This is a genomic window from uncultured Rossellomorea sp., from assembly GCF_947488365.1.
Taxonomy (GTDB): Bacteria; Bacillota; Bacilli; order Bacillales; family Bacillaceae_B; genus Rossellomorea.
This window is the reverse complement of the sequence record NZ_CANKZT010000003.1, coordinates 555,147-573,974: the sequence shown is the minus strand read 5'-3', so window position 1 is coordinate 573,974 and position 18,828 is coordinate 555,147. Positions and strand designations below refer to the sequence as shown.

22 protein-coding genes and 1 riboswitch are annotated in these 18,828 nt (G+C 43.3%); of the genes, 5 read left to right on the top strand and 17 right to left on the bottom strand.

Annotation, left to right across the window (positions count from 1 at the left end):
• Positions 1 to 6: 6 nt before the first annotated feature.
• Positions 7 to 297, top strand: coding sequence for a DUF4190 domain-containing protein (locus Q1B03_RS14025; protein ID WP_299742283.1), 291 nt, complete (start codon positions 7 to 9; stop codon positions 295 to 297).
• Between the two features lie 62 nt (positions 298 to 359).
• Here the strand turns inward: Q1B03_RS14025 and Q1B03_RS14020 are convergent, their stop codons facing one another.
• From Q1B03_RS14020 to add, 7 genes are all read right to left on the bottom strand, one after another.
• Positions 360 to 920 (bottom strand): GrpB family protein, encoded by a 561-nt coding sequence (locus Q1B03_RS14020; RefSeq protein WP_299742280.1) that lies wholly within the window; start codon positions 918 to 920, stop codon positions 360 to 362.
• A 148-nt stretch (positions 921 to 1,068) separates the two neighbouring features.
• Entirely contained in the window at positions 1,069 to 2,202 is a 1,134-nt protein-coding gene (locus tag Q1B03_RS14015) for a serine hydrolase (RefSeq protein WP_299742277.1), read from the bottom strand.
• A 33-nt stretch (positions 2,203 to 2,235) separates the two neighbouring features.
• On the bottom strand, positions 2,236 to 2,811 hold the full coding sequence (locus Q1B03_RS14010; RefSeq protein ID WP_299742274.1) for a type 1 glutamine amidotransferase family protein: 576 nt from the start codon (positions 2,809 to 2,811) through the stop codon (positions 2,236 to 2,238).
• Positions 2,812 to 3,330: 519 nt separating this feature from the next.
• Entirely contained in the window at positions 3,331 to 4,317 is a 987-nt protein-coding gene (locus Q1B03_RS14005) for an HAAS signaling domain-containing protein (RefSeq protein ID WP_299742271.1), read from the bottom strand.
• Entirely contained in the window at positions 4,314 to 4,655 is a 342-nt protein-coding gene (locus Q1B03_RS14000; protein ID WP_299742268.1) for a PadR family transcriptional regulator, read from the bottom strand. Before Q1B03_RS14000 ends, Q1B03_RS14005 begins: the two co-directional genes overlap by 4 nt.
• A 1,119-nt stretch (positions 4,656 to 5,774) precedes the next feature.
• Positions 5,775 to 6,539, bottom strand: coding sequence for a hypothetical protein (locus tag Q1B03_RS13995; RefSeq protein ID WP_299742265.1), 765 nt, complete (start codon positions 6,537 to 6,539; stop codon positions 5,775 to 5,777).
• Between the two features lie 283 nt (positions 6,540 to 6,822).
• A complete protein-coding gene (gene add / locus Q1B03_RS13990) occupies positions 6,823 to 7,815 on the bottom strand; it encodes an adenosine deaminase (protein WP_299742263.1) in 993 nt (330 codons plus the stop codon).
• 53 nt (positions 7,816 to 7,868) lie between these two features.
• Positions 7,869 to 7,968: riboswitch (purine riboswitch) on the bottom strand.
• A 284-nt stretch (positions 7,969 to 8,252) separates the two neighbouring features.
• On the opposite strand from add, the gene Q1B03_RS13985 reads away from it, so the two are divergent.
• Both Q1B03_RS13985 and Q1B03_RS13980 read left to right on the top strand, forming a co-directional pair.
• The gene (locus tag Q1B03_RS13985; RefSeq protein ID WP_299742260.1) at positions 8,253 to 9,542 is read left to right on the top strand and encodes an NAD(P)/FAD-dependent oxidoreductase; all 1,290 of its coding nucleotides are present in this window, start codon (positions 8,253 to 8,255) and stop codon (positions 9,540 to 9,542) included.
• Entirely contained in the window at positions 9,539 to 10,405 is an 867-nt protein-coding gene (locus tag Q1B03_RS13980; protein ID WP_299742258.1) for an RNA polymerase sigma-70 factor, read from the top strand. The genes Q1B03_RS13985 and Q1B03_RS13980 overlap by 4 nt, the downstream gene beginning before the upstream one ends.
• 9 nt (positions 10,406 to 10,414) lie before the next feature.
• Here the strand turns inward: Q1B03_RS13980 and Q1B03_RS13975 are convergent, their stop codons facing one another.
• The 6 genes from Q1B03_RS13975 to Q1B03_RS13950 all read right to left on the bottom strand — a co-directional run bounded on the left by Q1B03_RS13975 (position 10,415) and on the right by Q1B03_RS13950 (position 14,387).
• A complete protein-coding gene (locus tag Q1B03_RS13975) occupies positions 10,415 to 10,609 on the bottom strand; it encodes a hypothetical protein (protein ID WP_299742255.1) in 195 nt (64 codons plus the stop codon).
• Between the two features lie 9 nt (positions 10,610 to 10,618).
• The gene (locus Q1B03_RS13970) at positions 10,619 to 10,999 is read right to left on the bottom strand and encodes a VOC family protein (RefSeq protein ID WP_299742252.1); all 381 of its coding nucleotides are present in this window, start codon (positions 10,997 to 10,999) and stop codon (positions 10,619 to 10,621) included.
• A gap of 41 nt (positions 11,000 to 11,040) precedes the next feature.
• The gene (locus Q1B03_RS13965; RefSeq protein WP_299742249.1) at positions 11,041 to 11,562 is read right to left on the bottom strand and encodes an SRPBCC domain-containing protein; all 522 of its coding nucleotides are present in this window, start codon (positions 11,560 to 11,562) and stop codon (positions 11,041 to 11,043) included.
• Positions 11,563 to 11,751: 189 nt separating this feature from the next.
• Positions 11,752 to 12,078 carry a helix-turn-helix transcriptional regulator gene (locus tag Q1B03_RS13960; protein WP_299742246.1) on the bottom strand — a complete coding sequence of 109 codons (327 nt, stop codon included), beginning with the start codon at positions 12,076 to 12,078 and terminating at the stop codon, positions 11,752 to 11,754.
• A gap of 235 nt (positions 12,079 to 12,313) precedes the next feature.
• Complete coding sequence (locus Q1B03_RS13955) at positions 12,314 to 13,702, bottom strand: HAMP domain-containing sensor histidine kinase (RefSeq protein ID WP_299742243.1); 1,389 nt, start codon at positions 13,700 to 13,702, stop codon at positions 12,314 to 12,316.
• The gene (locus Q1B03_RS13950; RefSeq protein WP_299742240.1) at positions 13,692 to 14,387 is read right to left on the bottom strand and encodes a response regulator transcription factor; all 696 of its coding nucleotides are present in this window, start codon (positions 14,385 to 14,387) and stop codon (positions 13,692 to 13,694) included. Before Q1B03_RS13950 ends, Q1B03_RS13955 begins: the two co-directional genes overlap by 11 nt.
• Before the next feature lie 196 nt (positions 14,388 to 14,583).
• Between Q1B03_RS13950 and Q1B03_RS13945 the strand changes: the two genes are divergently transcribed.
• Entirely contained in the window at positions 14,584 to 15,021 is a 438-nt protein-coding gene (locus Q1B03_RS13945) for a hypothetical protein (RefSeq protein ID WP_299742237.1), read from the top strand.
• A 412-nt stretch (positions 15,022 to 15,433) separates the two neighbouring features.
• Here Q1B03_RS13945 and Q1B03_RS13940 read toward each other — a convergent pair whose 3' ends face one another.
• The 4 genes from Q1B03_RS13940 to Q1B03_RS13925 form a co-directional block, all read right to left on the bottom strand.
• Entirely contained in the window at positions 15,434 to 15,988 is a 555-nt protein-coding gene (locus Q1B03_RS13940; protein ID WP_299742233.1) for a hypothetical protein, read from the bottom strand.
• 16 nt (positions 15,989 to 16,004) lie between these two features.
• Entirely contained in the window at positions 16,005 to 16,808 is an 804-nt protein-coding gene (locus Q1B03_RS13935) for an SAR2788 family putative toxin (RefSeq protein ID WP_299742231.1), read from the bottom strand.
• A 13-nt stretch (positions 16,809 to 16,821) separates the two neighbouring features.
• Entirely contained in the window at positions 16,822 to 17,652 is an 831-nt protein-coding gene (locus Q1B03_RS13930; RefSeq protein ID WP_299742227.1) for a S8 family serine peptidase, read from the bottom strand.
• Positions 17,653 to 18,173: 521 nt separating this feature from the next.
• Positions 18,174 to 18,389, bottom strand: coding sequence for a cyclase (locus Q1B03_RS13925; protein WP_299742224.1), 216 nt, complete (start codon positions 18,387 to 18,389; stop codon positions 18,174 to 18,176).
• Positions 18,390 to 18,626: 237 nt separating this feature from the next.
• On the opposite strand from Q1B03_RS13925, the gene Q1B03_RS13920 reads away from it, so the two are divergent.
• On the top strand, positions 18,627 to 18,776 hold the full coding sequence (locus tag Q1B03_RS13920; RefSeq protein WP_299742221.1) for a hypothetical protein: 150 nt from the start codon (positions 18,627 to 18,629) through the stop codon (positions 18,774 to 18,776).
• Positions 18,777 to 18,828 lie beyond the last annotated feature (52 nt).

The following is an 18,828-nucleotide window of genomic DNA, read 5'->3' as shown; positions in this document are numbered from 1 at the left end:
TGTTCAATGAATCAGGTTCATGAGACTGAGAGGAAAGGGTTAAATGGAAAATCGGTTGCCTCATTCATATTAGGTATCCTATCCATCGTCATTGTGATTATTCCTGTTATCGGAGCTGTTCTGGGCATAGTCGGTGTCATACTGGGTATGATCGGACTGAAAGAAGTAAAACGTGATAACCGGGAGGGCAAGAATCTGGCCATTGCAGGGGTCATTTTCAGTATAATCGGCATTGTATTTTCCATTTGTTGGGTCGTCATTGCTTATATGACATTTACGAGTACGATTTCTACTTGAACAGGAACCACAGGGACAGGTACCGTGGCTCTTTTCCATTAATGAGGCCAAGGTACCCGTGCCTATTCTTCATTTCTCTCCCTCATTTCCAAGCGAGCGAATACTCTTTGAATAAATGCTGTTTTCCCTTCCGAATAGGCTTCCCGATCGTCAGGAAATTGGTTGGCCAGATGTTTTTTTAACACAGCGTATTCATCCCTTAAAGTTGGGTTTCCGTTTAGAAGATCCCGAAACAAACGTTGCTGCTCCCATCTTGGTTCACCTTCTGGCATTAGGTGTAGATGAGCGACACGTTTTTCGTTTTCCACCTTTATGAAAAATCTCCTCCAAGGTCGGTTGTCCAACCCCGGCGGAACATAATGCCATTGATCCTCCGCAAGTTTACATGCAATCTCGTCTAAGTCGTCAAAGGATGGAATCATCGCCATCAAGTCAAGAATCGGTTTGGCAGGAAGGTTGCGGATCGAGGTGCTTCCAATATGCTCCACTCCCTTTACACCATAGGGACCTAACAAGCGTAGGAGTCCCCTCGCTTCAGCGCTTCCTGCGTCAATCCAGTCCGGGTTTGGAGGTTCAATCTCTATTGATTCCACAGCCCATTTTGGCCAATTTCGTTTTTCCATCAGTTAACTCACACCCTTCTCCAGTTCAAACTCATCCCTGATCGGAAGCCTATCATTCCCGGATCCCGGGATTTATTTTTCTTGCTTTCCCCACGGCATTCCGGTGGATGTTCGATAGGAGGAAGCCCCCCTTTTGATCGTCCAACTGTTATGAATCCATAAAAACATCCATGATCCTATCACAAATATCATGATGAATAGTCCCATCATAATTCAATAAAACCACCACTCCCAGATTGAGCTCAGGAACCATGGTCATCAGGGATCTGACACCTAACTGACCTCCCCCATGTTCGACGATTTTATATCCTCTATACGTATCTGTAAACCATGCAAGTCCATAGCTCCTGACATCACATCCAGGCGCCCTCCACTCTTCGCTTACAAGATGGATGGGCTTTTGCATTTCTTCTATTAATTCTGATTGTAAGATAGCCGATTCTTTATTCAAATGGAATGCCACATAGTTGCCTAAATCATTGGCAGTCGAATACAAATACCCGATTGGAGCCGAGATTGGATTGATGGGAAAAGGCGTTTCTATTTTATCCTCGCCTACATAATATCTGGCACTGTTCTGATCTTCTTCCACCTCATGCGGGTCACTCGTCGTCCGCTTCATACCAAGAGGTGTGAGGATGTCATCGTGCAGGGATGCTTCCCATTTGCGGCCAGTCACTTTTTCAAAAAGATCGGCAAGAATCACATACGCATCCGTGCAATAATTCCATCCCTCCCCTGGTGGGTATTCCAATTCTACTTTTTCGAACCATTTCGTGATATCTTCGCGATTTTTTATACTTGTAATCTCTTCTTCTGTAAGCTGATAATGGTCCAATGCTTCCTGAAATTCTGTCGGTGTATCTGAGAATATTTCCTTTACATTCGGAGCAATCATATTGGCGATCCCCACTTCTGAAGGAAAACCTGCCGTGTGGGATAACACATGCCTGATGGTGATCTTGGCGCTTTGTTCTTGATTCTTCGTTCTGAAGTATGGCAAATAGGTAACAACCGCATCGTCCAATGCAATTAAATTCTTCTCTACAAGCTTCATGATGGAAAGCGCCATAAAGTTCTTGGATATACTTTGAATGCTCATCCTAGTATCGCCGTCAATCGGGCGTTCTGCGTTTCCGATCCTGGCGTTCCCAAACCCCTTGGAATAGATCGTCTCTGAATCTTTCACAATGGCAACGCTTACTCCGACTCCCTGGTGATCATGAAGCAGGTCATTTATGTATTCTGTTATTTGATTATATTGTTTATTAAGTGATTTCATATGAGCCTCCATACAAGTATTTCATGTACTCTATCAACCTTTCAAAAAACCATTCTTAAACATATCATACCAACCCTGCAGTTTTTCCCCTTCCAGCACACCAAGCTTATGCAAGATATCCCTCGAAAACTCCAATGCCCCGGTTCCATTCGCCGTGATCAGACCACCATCACTGACCGATTGCCTTTCTATATAGTGCTCATCCCCTCGGTAGTTGGGTGCCCCTTCTTTTAAATAGGCCAGTGAATTCCCAGTATGTTTACGGTCATCCAGATATCCATGAATCCCTAAGAACGTGGTGGCATCACAAATGGCGGCCACTGGAATTCCGTTTTCAAAACAATAATCCACAAGCTTCTTTGTCTGTTGATTTTTTTCTTCTCTCCATCCAGTACCCCCGGGAATGATTAGCATTCCAAATGCCATAGGATAATCTTCTAAACTATGATCCGGAACGACCCTTAACCCACCCATCGAAACCTTAGGCTCTTTATCAATCGCAATGGTCTGAACGTGATAACCCGTTCCTTGTTTATTGATTTCTGCCGTTACGTAGCTTGCTTCCCAATCGGCGAAACCGTCTGTGATCAATACCAACACGTTTTTCATGTGTGTTTCCCTCATTTCCTATTTAGAGTACAGTCCGTTCAGTAGAGTTCATCAATCAAATTCCTTTTATTGGAACACCCCTGCAACTTTATTTTACCACAAGTTCACTCGTGTGTTTCCCGGATCAATGGTCCTTGCCTCGGTACTACTTTATAAGACTGAGGTTCCGGGCTTGCTGTTCGAATCGGAGTCCATTTGTCCTTTTTGATCTGCTTTTAGACGGGAAAAGGCGTTAGATTGTCCATTTTTAGTTGGAGACGGGTCCTGGGAGGGGATGAGATGCCGACTATAGAGTGAAATTCCTCAAAAGGAATGCCTTTGAGTTTGGAATTAATCCAGATTGGGACACATTCAATCCTGAATGGGGATGATTGATCCTGTACAGGATTAATTAATCCTCTCTGGAGATTATTAATCCTCTTTTTACATAATTGATTCTTGGTGTCGAATTTTCTTTACGAAAGGCAGGTACCGTGACTTAAAGAAAAAAGGTTCCGATCAGGAGATCGGAACCTTTTTTCATCTATACGCTTTTTTCAATCCATCATAGCTGTTGATCACCGCAGTGACCAATAATCCAACCGATATCGTCAGGTAGAGCCACTGGAAATTGAAGGAGCTGTTGAACAGTTCCTGTATCCTATCTGTGAATCCGGTATTCAGCACCTCCATGTTCCTGAAAACAAACATAAAGGCTAGAACAGGAATGAACTGATATACGGCATTCACGATCGCAAGCTTCCTGGTCCAGACCCCCGCTTTCCATTTTAGAAGAAGCAGGTGAAGTTCCAAGCCGATCAGGACCACGACCAACGGCCAATACCCCATGAGTACCTCCTGATCAAAGATAGGAGTAAACATTCTTTCGTTGTCACTCTTTTCATACAATCCGACGATACTTGACGCTTTAAAGTAACAGGTTGACCAGATGACCGTCCATACCAGACCTCCGAAAATCTCCAGCTTGGAAATTCGTTTTTCTTTTGGGATATACGGGATGTCATTCAAGTCATCAGGCGTCCACTCTTTTCCTTTCATGGTGATCGGAAGCTGACTTTCCGAAGAAACGGTCCGCTCGATGATGGCGAAGGTGAGGGTCAGCCAAAAGAAGACCTGCATTCCGGTTCCGATGACCTCGACCACGCCATTTCCTGCGATGGACAGGAATATCTCAATGGGACTTGATTCCCCTGAGTAGCTCAATACAGATGATACGGCTAACACGATGAATGTGATGGCGGCAGAAATCGGGAGAATGACCTTCAAGAGCGTCATATACAGATCATAATATCTTGGCCCGATCAGGTGCATCGGCCTGTCTTGATAATTCGAAGCAAGCACGGCAGGGTTCCCGAGTGACGTCAGTACCTCCCTCACATCATCCTCTGTATACTCCTCCGGCAACATGTCTTCAATCGTGGATGTCAATTCGAGGGCAATATCCTCCCGATTCTTCTCCGGCAGCCTTCTCATCACTTCTTGAATATAGAGTTCAACAAGCTTCATCCTTCCTCATCCCCCTTTAATAAAATGGCCAGTTCCCCCGACATCTTTTCCCATTCGGCCTGTAACTGTCCCAAGATCTCAGTGCCGTATTCGCTCAGCACATAATACCTTCTCGGCCTGCTTTCCGACCGGTCCCAGCTGCTAGTGACCAGTTCTTGCTTCTCCAAACGGCGCAGCAGCGGATAAAGTGTACTCTGCTCCATCGAAATTCCGCTTTTCTCCAGTAATTGGACAAGTGAATATCCATACTGGGGTGACCGCAATTGACTCAATACGGCCAGGGTCAATGTCCCCCTCCTCAGTTCCGTCGTCAAGGAAGTCAGCAGTGACTTATCCATATGTTCACCTCTTTGATTGAATTATACCGTGTGTCGTACACTATATGGTTTATACTATGTATCATACACTATAGAGGTGCGTAATAGAACGATTTTTAAAAAAAAAAGAAGAAGGATCAAAGAACGTTGGGGTGTTCTTTGATCCTTCTTTCACTTAGGCGAACCACTAACCACGGGGACAGGTACCGTGGCTCTCATACAAATGGTGCCAAGGAACCTGGCCCTATGGCTTCCGCTTCAGGACTTCAACAACACAAACAGAATTGCTTTTGTCCAGTAAACTGCCCCCGACAAATACCGTCTGGATCACCTGTACATGTAATTGAAAGACTTCTAATATTATCAACAAGAAAAGCTTCTCTACCTTCTATGATTTCAGTAGTTATTCTGCCATCCATTGTTTCAATGATAGCGGTCATCATACATTCTTCAGAACCGGATACTTCTAGATTGGATGCGGTTATCTGGGTCACACTCTCACGATCCGATAGATCTTCATATACGGTTCGAGTGGTACCATTACAGTTCTGTTCAAAAAAACTGGGGAACGAAGGGGATAATAGCAGTCCTTGTAGACTACATTCCTGTTGTTCAATACTTGGATCCTTACACTTTCTTTTCTTTTTCTTAAAACAAGTGTTGCATGTCAGACATTCGCATACTAGACGGGATACTGTTATTTGTCCTTGGCATGTAGTCTCAGGTAAACCTTCGCATTTCACTGAGACACTCTTCAACCCATTCACTGCTATAGCAATGGCATTACTATTAAATACTTGGATTGGTGGAGGAACAACCCTGCTTATGATGGTCCCGTCATTCTTTTCTATGATCAAGGTCATCGTACAGGTAGCTGGCGGCCTTGTGATATTTCTAATACTCACGATACTTTCACTGCATTTGTCCCCTCCCATGATCTCCAGGAAATATCTCCTTTCCCCATCACAGGGTATAGAGAAATCATTATCTAAATATGATTCAGACTGTATATTACATAATGTATTGGCACTCCTACAATCAACACCATTCATATTAAATCAGCTCCTTTTATTTTGTCATGAAATGTCTGTCTTCTTCCATGCGGTAAGGCGACATAAATTTCCTTCTTTTGGATTAATTTTAATCTTTTAACACTCTCTCATTGCAGCATAAACAGGATCTCTTTTCAGAGGTCACTGTTCCTTCGCAGACACCATTTGGCTCTCCTTCACACCTGATTGATACTTTTCTGATATCTTCAACAGAAAGATTGAATGAAAGAGTGAAAATGACTGACCTCTCTATTTGCGTTCCGTCATTTGCCTCAATAATGGCTGTCATCTCACATTCGGGCGTGAGATTTTGAATCGTTACTCTTGTCATGCTGTTCCGATCGGACAAATTATCTAATATGGTTCGTAGTTCTCCATCACACGGTTGATTAAATCTCGCAAAGGTAGTCAATGGTAAAGTCATACACCCTGTATCTGATAAATGGTTATCTGTCTTCGCTTCACATTTTCTAAACCCACATTCTAAGCAAAAACAAGAGAAACTATTGAAAATAATAAATCCATCACACGAATTCGCGGGGTTCCCCTCACACCTTACGGAAATACTTACCACATCTTGATCATAAATGGAATACCCATTACTAGTTTCTGAAGGTTGAGGAGGCTGAATGACCTTAGTAATGATAGAACCGTCTCTTCTTTCTATTACTAAGGTCATCACACAATCGTCGGTCTCTGACCTATTCTGAATATCCACACTCACTTCATTATGAATAGTATCCGTTATACTCCTAAAGAACGTTCGAGTACTCCCGTCACAAGGAATAGAAAAATCAGTACCATCCGTTGTCTGTCTTATCGTACATACACTTGGTTTCCTACTTTTTGGCATACTTTCATCCCCTTTTTAGAGTGATAGTATACAGTATGAAATATAAGATAGAGTGTAACGTCTGATAACTAGTCTCATAGAGTTACAGGACGAAATCAGAAATGCCCCCGACCGCAGTACCATTCTGCGGTCGGGGGCATTTCCATCTCATTCATCCTTTTATCTTCGGCGCGCGGGCACCGTCCTGTTCTACTTCTCTCCAATATAATTAGCGAAGCGTGGGGACGGTTCTCATTCTTCCTTTGAAGTCAAGTAGAAGCAGCAGAATCATCCCCATACTTTCCTATAAGTACTTCTTCAACCTTTCCTTCACCTCATCACTCACAAAAGCAGCTTCCACACTGTTCATATAAATCTCCCCATAATCCTCCTCACTCATAGCAAATTCACCCCAGACTAACTCACATTCCTTCGTCATCGTGGTATTCGATACGGTTCTGTTGTCAGTATTGATGGTAATCTTAATTCCGGCTCTGTGAAAATCGTAGAGAGGGTGATCACGGAACGTTTTAACCGCTTTCGTCTGAACATTGCTTGTCGGACAGATTTCAAGCACAATTCCCTTATCCTTTACAACCTGATACGCTTCCGGACAGTCTGTAATATACACACCATGCCCGATTCGTTCTGCCCCGAGCCATTCAACGGCCTCGAGCACATTTCTTCCAACGCCCGTTTCACCGGCGTGGATCGTGACTCTGTATCCATATTCCCTCGCCAGGGCGATGGGTTCAATGAACTTCCCGCAGAACCCTTCTTCTTCGGACGCACATAAATCGATCGCGACGACTCCTTTTCCAAGGAAGCCCTTCCCCTTTTCAACGACCTCAAAGGCACGTTCCGGAGACATCGTTCTCATACAACACAAAATGATATTTCCTTTAATATCAAACTGTTCTTCTGCTTCTTTCATGCCTTCAATGACACTTCCAATGATCTCTTCTACCGATAATCCCTGTTGAGTATGAAGCAGCGGGGCGAACCGGACCTCCATATATTTCACGTTTTCCTCCGCTGCATCTTCATAAAGCTCAAAGGTGATTCTCTTTAAATTTTCTTTTGACTGCATCACGGCATTAGGGATCGAGAATTTCTCTAAGTATTCATCCAATGATTCGCAGTCTAATGGGGCAATGAGCTCTTCTTTCATCTCTTCCCTTTCAAAGGAAGGGAGATCTATGCCATCTCTCTTGGCCATTTCAATAATCGTCTCAGGTCTGACACTCCCATCCAGATGGCAGTGCAGTTCAATTTTAGGCATTGTAGAATGATTCATTGTTGTTCCTCCTCCATTTTTTCAAAAAAAAATCCTGATTACGAAGAAAATACTCATAATAGTATCTTCTTCGTAATCAGGATTTATTGGTTCCTGGTAGAGACCTCCAAACCATATTATTGGAGTTATACGAATGTAAGAATATTAATTTTTTAAAGGATAATAAAATTTTTATAAATTGTCAAGGAGTTAAATACATCTTCTCACAACCAAATATAACCTCAGGAAACGGCTGTGATCCTCTTATTCTGAAGATGCGCCCATCAGGAAATCACTTTTATTATGGAGCAATACTCTTTTCGCTATTAAATTCACTACTTATGTCTCAATCCATTCTTTGTCCGACAATTTCTTCCAAAAAATCTTTTTCCTCTATTCTGTCACAGAATCATTCACTCATCCGTTATATCAGTAAATAAACCAAAAGGATGATGATGATGGGAAAATATGATGTGGTTATTGTAGGTGGAGGAATCGCTGGATTAACGGCTGCTATCCATACAGCAAAAGCAGGAAAACGAACCCTTGTATTCGAACAGCAAAAGCGATTTGGGGGCAGAGCCATCACCAACAAAAAACAGGGGGTCTATTTTAATTTGGGCGGTCATGCACTATATAAAGGGGAGGCGTATGAAGCATTCCGGGAACTCGGATTACGACTTGAGGGGAGCACACCTTCTATCGATGCTTACGGGATGTGGAAAGAACAAGTAGTGCCCTTACCAACGAACATATCCTCCTTCTTTCAAACACCGCTCCTAAGTTGGGCAGGAAAGCTCGAATTGGCGAAGTGGTTCATTAAATTAGGTAAAATGGACACAAGCGTTTGGAACGAGATCAGTATACGCGATTGGATTGAAACTCAATTGCATGATCCCATGCTGCGGAACGTGTTCTATGCACTGCTCCGAACATCCACTTATGTCCTTGCACCTGAATTACACACTGCAGGGCCTGCCTTAAAGCAACTGCAGCGTTCACTTAATGGGGTTCTGTATCTCGATAAAGGATGGGGGACACTTGTAGAAGAACTGCGTAAACTTGCTGTCCAACTGGGAGTGGAATTGGTCAGTGATCGTAAGGTGGGGATAATCGAACATCAAGATCAAAACGTACACTCGATTTTATGTCAAGATGGTACTAGAATAGAAGTATCCAATGTCATACTAACCACTCCACCGTCTATTTCTCACAAGCTGGTTCCTCATGCAGATCAAACTGCCCTTCACACGTGGAACGATCAATCGATTCCTGTTACGGTTGCCTGTCTGGATGTTGGTTTACGCCAGCTGCCTAAGCCAAGGCACCAATTCACTTATGGATTGGATCGATCCATTTTCCTCTCGAACCATTCACGGGAGGGTAAACCAAGGCCTGCTATCTTGAGTGATGATGGGACACAGCTGATATCGCTTTTTAAATATCAGGGGGCACAATCAGATGCTGCGAAGGATGAGGCTGAGTTGGAGCACGTGTTAGATGTGGTTCAACCCGGCTGGCGGAATGAATTAGTAATAAGACAGTTCCTGCCGAAAATGACGGTTGTCCACGATTTTCCTCATATGAATAGAACGGAAGATCCCGGACCTGCTGTTCCTGAAATTGAGGGACTATATGTTGCTGGGGACTGGGCATCACATGGGGAGCTTCTCGTTGATGCATCGGTAGCCAGCGCTAAACGAGCCGTTTCACATCTACTAAACACCAGAGAGGAAATCAAAAGATGAGTATGGAAGGACTTTATCAAACCTATCAACCTTTGCTTTTTTCATTAGCCTACCGTATGTTAGGCAGCGTGATGGATTCAGAGGATATTGTCCAGGAAGCGTTTATAACCTTTAATCAGCTTCCCAACCGCGATCAAATCGAAAACAAAAAAGCGTATCTATGTAAGATCGTCACCAATCGTTGTCTGGATTTAATACGGTCATCCGCCAAGAAACGTGAGGTATACGTTGGACCGTGGCTCCCCGAGCCGTTGCTTGAAGTTGAGAATTCAACTAACGATCCTTCCCAAGCCTTTCTTCAACAAGAGTCCCTCTCTACCGCCTATCTACTATTATTACAACAACTAAATGCCATAGAACGAGCCGTCTTTTTGCTTAGAGAAGTTTTTCAATACTCGTATGATGATATCGCTGAAATCCTAGGAAAAAGCAATGCAAACTGCCGGCAGATTTTTCACCGTGCGAAGAAAAGCATGGGATACGCTCCTAAGAAACAACCTTCCATTTCAATGGCCGAATCTACCATAAAAGAGTTTGTACAGTCCATATTAAATGGAAACGTAAATCAATTATTGGAACTTGTCAGTGAAGATGTCGCAATGTACTCGGATGGCGGCGGCAAAGTAAAAGCTGCACAAGTCCCAATTCTGGGTGCTTTCAGAGTGGTTCAATTGCTCCAAAACCTAATGAAAATGTATGCAGGTAAGTTCACCATCAACTATACATCTGTCAACCGTCTACCAGGACTGATCTTAACAATTGATGACCAATTACAATATGTGTACTCCTTTGCCTTCAGCGGCAATCAAATCCAGACGATTTACACGGTTGCTAATCCCGATAAACTACGACATTTGCAATAGGAGACTCCATCAGATCACTTGATCGCAGTTCTCATTGTTTCCATCAGATACAAAGAGACAGCTGGCCCTTCCCTCTAAGCCAGCTGTTTTCTTTTTTATTGATTGATCATTCAGTTCGTACGTTTGTTCCCACAGTTTAAGAAACACCGTGACGGTTCTCGCGCTTCCTTTTCGGTCAGGTTGAACCAGCAGAACCCTCCCCATGCTTCCCGCTTACTTTTGTTCCATGACGGCAAAGTAGTTTTCTTCATCATCGGCAAAGTTAAATATCCTGCCGGCAGGCATATTGACAATTTCGCCCACTTTGATCTCCTTGTTGGATAAATCGGTATATAATTCATCAAATTGATCGGTGAAGAACATTAAAGAAGGGGTACCAAGATTTATTCCAGGTGACATTTTTGCCACGAATTCCTTATTGTGCAGAATGATGCTTGTTTCGGCCTCCTTTGTTGGCGCCACTTCAATCCATCTCATTCCTTGACCATTATCTTCCTCAGCCTTTACGCTAAATCCTACTTTTTCTGTCCAAAAACGTACTGCCTCATCTTGGTTATCAACGTACACCATAATTTGACCGACCTTATTAATCATTGATTGCTCCACTCCTTTAGAATACATTCACTCTGTATTTTTCACTTATTTAGCAACTGAAGAGCTTCTTCCAAGCGATCCCAGGTTTCTGTGATGCCTTGTATCATTCCCATGTCCATAACGGTCTTAAGGGCGTCTTCTGAAGAGTAAACAGAACGGCTGATCAGCTTCGTCTTGCTGCCCATATCGATGAATTCAAGCGTAACTTCCGTTGATGGCATGTCTTCATTCGTATGGCCTTCCGCATCCGAGAAAGCATCGACGTAGACGATCTTTTCCGGTTCGATGATTTCTTGGTAAACACCTTTCCCCCAAGATTCCATCCCGTAGAATTGACCCTGGCTTTGATCCACGCACTTCATGCAGTAGTGCCAGACACCGCCTGGACGGAAATCCACGTGGCATACAGGTAACTCCCAGCCTCTTGGTCCCCACCAATTTTTTAGATGATCAGGTTCTTTAAACATACTGAACACCAGGTCACGCGGTGCATCGAACACCCTCTCCAGTACAAGCACCCGGTTTTCCTCCACTCTGGAAAACATTTGATTGCTGTTGGACATTTCGTTTCCTCCTCCATTTCAAATGAACGTACATATGTGAAGACGTGTTGCCCTTAAACCTCAATAGCCCTATAAAAAAGGAACCGATAGTAGTATTCTTCAGAGAATCCTTAACTCCTTCTGCCTTTCTAACTATGTTTCCATTCTTCTCTAGACATGGCCCTATGAACATGACTGACCCACTTCCGGTTAATCTTCATCCACTCCCTTTCGTTTTACTTCTTGCAGGTACTCATCCAAACGATTAAATCGCTCGTTCCATAGGTGTTGATAAGAATCCACCCACGTATCCAACTCTTTAAAAGGCTCAGGCCTTAGCTTGTAGTAACGTCGATTGGCAATTGGCTGGACTTCGACGAGACCTGACTGATTCAATACTCTGAGATGCTTAGAAACTTGCGGCTGGTTCATTCGTAGTTTGTCAGTGATTTCCCCCACTGTAAGGGGTCCATCACGCAGAAGTTCAACTATAAGCAGGCGATTTGGCTCGGCGAGAGCATGTAATATGGTTTTCATATCCCTAATATACTCCAAAAGGAATATTCCTATCAAGGAATATTTAGAAAAATTTTGAAAGGAGCCGCAGGGATAGGTACGTTGGCTCTTATTCAATAGTGGGACAAGGTACCTGTCCCCGTGTCCCTAGAATTATACGAATGTGAGAATCGTATTCGTTTTTTTATTACGATAATAAAATGATTATTCCTTGTCATGGGAAAGCACGGGGACGGTCCTCATGCTCCTTTTCAAGTCAGCCCGCAGCGACAGAACCGTCCTCAAGACCCGCAAACCTCACCACAAACCGGCAACCGTCCTCATAAGTCCCATCCAACTCAATGGTCCCACCACTTTGCTCGACGATTTTCTTCGCAATGGAAAGCCCCAGTCCCGTTCCCCCTGTCTCGCCATTCCGGGATTCGTCCATCCTCACAAACGGCTCGAAGATCCTTTCGTGGTAGTCGGCGGGGATCCCTATCCCTTTGTCTTCGATCGTCATCACGGCCTGGTTCTCCTGCTGCTTGAGTGAAATGGACAGATAGCCATCACTGTACGCCATCCCATTATGGAGAATGTTCGTAATCGCACGCTCAAGCTTGGATCGATCGAACCTTACCCTCAGGGGATCCTCGGTAATATCCAGGTGATACTCCATCCCTTTTTCTTCGAACTCTACTACAAAAGAAGACAGCATGGTACGGAGCCATTCGGCCATATCCTTTTCCTTAAGGGAAACCGAATCACACTCTATTTCCAAATGGGACAAGTCGAACAGGTCATGGATGAGCCGATTTGCTCTCTTGCTGTTGGACACGATGATATCGGTATATCTCTTCTGATCAGAACGACTCATATTCGTCAGGCTGGTCAACGTTTCAGCGTATCCCTGTATATTGGTAAGTGGGGTTTTCAGATCATGGGAGATATCCAGGATGAGCTGTTTTCTCAGGCTTTCGGACCTTTCCTTTAAGGCGATTTCCGTGCCAATCGTCTGTGCCATTAGGTTGATGTTATTCTTCAACTGGTTCAATTCCTGATTCGCCTCGAACTCGATTTTTTCTCCATAGTTTCCTGCTGAAATCGAATCGATCCCCTTCAGAAGCTTTTGGATCGGCTGAATGAGCTGGACGGATGTTCTTTTCACGTACCAGTACAGGATGACGATCAAGCACACGATGAAGAAGAAGATGGTGAAGAAGAACACATCATCCAATTGGAAATAGTCATCTGCGGGGAAATAGAGCAATAGATACTCTTCACCGTTTTCAGGTATGTATAAATCCGTATCGTACGTATCGGTGTTCTTCAGAAATTCATTCAATCCATAGGTAAACCCGATCTTGTGAGGACTATTGAATTGATCGGTCACTTTATAATCGGTACTGACGATTTCAAGGTACGCATGATCCGGCAGCTCATTCTTCTTGAATGCCGCTTTCATCCCAGATTTCTTCGCATCTTCATACGTCCCTTTAAGGAATTCCTGATCCAAATCCTCATACACGGTCTCGACATATACAAAGTTTGCCACCAGGGTGAACGTCCCCACTCCGAGTAGAATGATGAACAATAAAGCATAGTTGATAAAAAACTGCTTGGTGATGGAAATGGATTTTTTAAGGAGGATCGGATTAGTCTTCATGATTCTCCATCCGATAACCGAGCCCTTTCACCGTCGTGATGTACGTCGGGGATTTAGGATCTGCTTCGATTTGTTCTCTGATCCGACTGATATGGACCATGATCGTATTGCTGTCACCGATGTAGTCCGTGTTCCATACAAGCTCATACAGCTGGGCCTTCGAATACAGCCGGTTCACATTCTTCATGAAGATGGATAAGAGCATTGTCTCCTTCGGGGTCAACAGAAGCCGCTCCCCATCCTTGGTCACCGTTTGATTAATAGGATCATATTCGAGCGATCCGTTGCGAATGACCCCTTCTTCCTCCACCACACTATAATCCGTATACCGCCGGATCTGCGCGTTCACCCTTGATACAAGCTCAACCATGCTGAAGGGCTTCACGACATAATCATCTGCCCCCAGCCCAAATCCCAGAACTTTGTCTGCATCATCCGCCCTCGCTGTCAGCAGCATGATCGGAGCCTTGCACCACTTCCGAACTTCCTTGATCACCTGAAACCCGCCCAATTTCGGCATCATCAGGTCCAGGATCAGAAGGCTCGGCCGCTTCTCCCTGCATTTCCGGATCACTGCTTCTCCATCATACGCCTGCTCCACCTGATACCCCTCATTCCGCAAATGAAGGCTGATCAATCGGTTAATATCCACATCATCTTCCGCTATATAAATTAACTCTGCCATACCGTTACTCCCAGTCTTGTAAAATCAAATTTCCATCCTATTTTATCATGAAAGTTACAAGGGTTTTTGAGATTTATGGTTAATTTAAGGTTGCTTTAAGGTTGGAGTTAAGGAAGTTGTGTACAATAAATTAGTTAATGGTCCTTCAAATATATGACCGGCCATTTTAAAAAAAGTAGTTTGGTGGGTAATGAACATGACAAACAAATTAAATGAGTTCATCATAAAAGGACACTTTGTAGAGGCAAAAGAAATGATGAATGAACTTTCCTATTCAGAACTTGATGAAGAACTGATGGAAAACGCCTTCAAGGATTCAAGTATAACGAATTACGCATTCATCATGAGTTTACTAGTCGAAGAGGAAAACGTTGAGTTACATGAAATGGCGTTTAGATTGATGGCGATTCCACTAAGTTACCTGGACGGTGCTTATTACGCTGCCCTTTATCATGCAAGGCGATGTGTGGAATTAACAGACCGACAAGATATCAGGTATTTATCCAATCTGTTATTCTTGCATCATATCCCCGATAAAGTAGTCAGTGAAGAGGAAGCGTATGATACGGCGAGAAGGATGCTTGAATTAGATCCTGATAATAGACTGGCGAAAGAAATTATTACGAAGCGTTAAGATAAGATGAAAATCTATCAAATATCAAACCAGGCACGACCTTGCGGGTAAAAAATATGAATAAACCAATGTTCTATATCAGTCAGGAGGTATGGAAATGAGTTTAAGAAAACGATTAGTCTACGGTATTTCTTTCTTTGTGATATCGTTAACTATCATACTTATAAATGTTAAACCAAGCCCTTTTCAAATGGGCCTGATGACCATTACAAGTCTGTCCACCATATTTATCATAAATTATAAAAGAGGAGACACTTAATAAAAGTAAGCCTTGCTTTAAGTTGTAATACGTGGGTGGATAATAAACAGAGGCCTACATAGTTCGTAGAATCACGGGAAGGGTTTTCGTTCGCTTTCACGAAAACAAAGCAGCAAAACCGGCCAGAACAAACTTGGCCGGTTTTAATGATGCTTAAAATGGTTTTAAAAAATCGTGAATCCACGAAATATCTGTAGAGTATTCCTTATTTACACCTACCCAATGTTGAAGGAATTTTTCTGTGTCCTCTTTCCATTCAGGATATGCTTCTTTAAAGGCATCAATGAATGTTGAAGTCCCTGCAAGGATTGCGTGATCCTCATGAGATACTTGCAAGCCCCATTCTCCATGGGGCGAATAGAGGGAATTCTCGACCACAAGTGGAATGGCCTGATAGTCTTCGTAGGCCATGGTATTCCCGGCGACCCAGTGTTGTGGTGCCAGCTCCGAGTGAAAGTCCTGTGAAAGATTAAAAGAATCACCTTCCGACTCCGATACGAAGAAGGTCTCCTGTCCAACCTGTACCAAGGTTTTCATCAGAGCATGGAACTGATTTTCCTGAAGATAATATCCGTTAGTTGGGAAGATCAGCACCCTTTCGTTGAGGGTTTCTTGAAATGGATCTCCAAATGGATCCGATTTCTTAAATACTCTATGGAATGCTTCCTTTAACCGGGAAATGTCCTCTGCTTTTTGAAATCTCTCCACTTTTTTCCCTCTTTCCCTAAAGAAACTTTATTTTTCTAACGCCTTTTATTCCGTTTATATCGATGGTAGGAGGCCCTGATTTAGAAGATTTCCTATATGTAAAGGTGACCCCGTTCTTGTCTTTTCCGACAAATACTCCAGGTGAAACTTCCCTATGACTGGAGACTTGGGCACTGAAGAAATCCCAGGCATCGGACGCCGTGCCGTACATTTTTTTGATGTCATTTTGATCTGCTTTTGGAAGTGATTTTAGATCGTCTGCACTCCATTTTTTCTTCAGGCTTTGTTTCAAAGCATTCTTTACGGCTGTTTTTCCAAACTTTTTAATAGCATACTTGATACCGAGTCGTAATACAACACCGACGATAATGGGAATAACCGAAGCTTGTAGAGTAGTAGAGTTGATCTCGTACTCTTCGCCTGTTTCGGTATCAATCAGGGTAGCGATCAGGATCTCATCGTCTACTTCGTGGAAGACAACATGATAGGACTCATGGTATTCCTTCCCTGATTCATCCACAATGTTGCCTGTGATCACGGCATCCTGGCTCTCAAGGTCCATGGTCAGTTCAGTATCCACTTTAAGATCTTCTTCATCCACTTTCATATCTATGACAAGTTTCTCGTCACTGTCTTCTTTAAGCTCTACTTTCACCTGTTCTGAGAGGTCGACATCATGTTCCTCACTAAGTGACCTTTCAGCTTGTTCTAAATCGATTCCTTGTGGTGGAGCGTTATCCTCTGTTGCGGCCAAACTGCCTTGTGGGAGGATGGAGAACAACAATGTGATAATCAAACTTTTTACTAGTAGTTTTTTCAATGAGCGCACCTCTTTATTTTATTCTAACCAAACCATGTCCATAGTCTTGGTCAGGTCCTGCTTCGCCTAAATCGATCGCTTCTGTTTGCAGCATTTTGTAAATGTCCTTGGTTCCCTTCATACGGGATTCACGCTCCAGTATACGGGCAGTATATCCAGATATTTGGGCTGCGGCGAAGGAGGTACCGCTGAAAGGTTCGAAGTCCCCTTCCTTATTAATTGAAAGAACCTCTGTCCCAGTTGCGGCAAAATCCACTTTTCCCCTTGCCGCCAATGTAGATCGGACGAGGTTGGGGTTTACGGATGTGATGGACCATACCCCCTCATACCGTGCCGGATAGTCAGCCTCCTGCCCCAGTGTATTCCCTGCTGCCGCTATGATGATAATCCCGGAAGAAAGCGCCTTATCAACGGCTTTCTTAAGAGAAGGGTCATCCACTTGAAAACCGGAACTGATATTGATGATGTCTACTTTCTCTTCGATGCACCAGTGGATGCCTCTCACCAAATCGGCTACCTTCCCGTAGCCTTTCTTATCTAAAACCTTCACATCATATATAGACACCCGTTGAGCGAGTCCGCTCATTTCGCCTCCCGTATCCTCAGCCGCTATGATGCCAGCAATGGGCGTCCCGTGACCATAATGATCTTCAATCGGCTGATCCGGCTGGATGGCATTATATGATTGATGGATCTTTCCTTTCAATGCCGGATGGTCTTTATTTATTCCGCTGTCCAGTACAGCGACCTTGATCGGCTGCTTCTCATTCATCAAGTACAACAGCGCGATCCCGAACAACATTGCGATGATACCTATTACACGATAAGTCTCTTTATGTTTCATTTAGTTTGACGTTACCTTTCTATTGGTCAAGGCAGATAAATCATGTTGAATCTGCCGTATCAATCGATCGACTCTAATTAATATGAAGAATTCTTCTCTATGTATTATAGTGGGAAACATTTACAAGAAACTTAACGGAAGCTTAACGCAACCTTAAGTTTTCCAACGTACAAAAAAACGCCTGATCCCAATCGGGAAAAGGCGTAATTTTCAAGGTCAAATCAAAGTGAACCGGGGAGGGCTCCCATCGATCATCCGGATTGATGTTTGAATAGATGTCCATCGGTCCTCTTTTTATCTTTTTTCAACGGAAAAGGACATTCGTTTAGCTAGATTCGTTCCTTGAGTGATAAAGAGGACCGGAATTGGAGTGAAATTCCTTATAGGGAATCCCTTCTGCTGTGGAATTGATCCAAATCGGGACAAAATCGATCCTCCGTGTCGAATTTTCTTTATTATGGTAGCCGGGGTATATATCGATCATTCAGTCTGAAAGCACCCGAACCGCCCCCATTCTTCTCTTAAACAGACCTTCGTTTATGCTTTTCATGAATGATTTTTTTGTTCAATATTCTCACTTCGCCAACCATCAATAACCTCATATCCTCCACAATATATTCAGCCAGCTCTTGATCAGAGATGTCATCTCCATCAATATCAAGGCGGAATTCCTGCCCTTGTATCCCTCCGCCATTTGTAAAATCTATTTCAAAGTCAAACTGAACTCTTTTCTCCATTTGAATCCTCCTTACATATGGTTAGATCTCATTCATTATAAGAATTCAACCAAAAGAGAGTGACACTTTTTTCGTTGAGCGCCCCCTGTTGCCGAAGACTCGAATTCTAGATCATTTGAATTCTGTTCTTACGTTAAATAGGCCTACTCGATTCATGAATATCCTAATCGTACGGTGAACATAATGAATATAGGTGAATTGATTTACGACTAATCCTAGCTATTGGAGGCGACCATAATGAAAAAACAAGAAAAATCAAAAGATATCGGCCAAAAAGCAGATGCAATGAATGCGATGGATCAGGGGTTAAACTTGGTTTCTCAAGTAATCAATAATGCTACGGGCAGTGACAAGGGGAACGATGGTAAGATCAATGAAAATGATTAGTTTACATGCCTTTTCATAGGTGTTCTTCTAGCTTTCCAAGAGCCATAGGGAC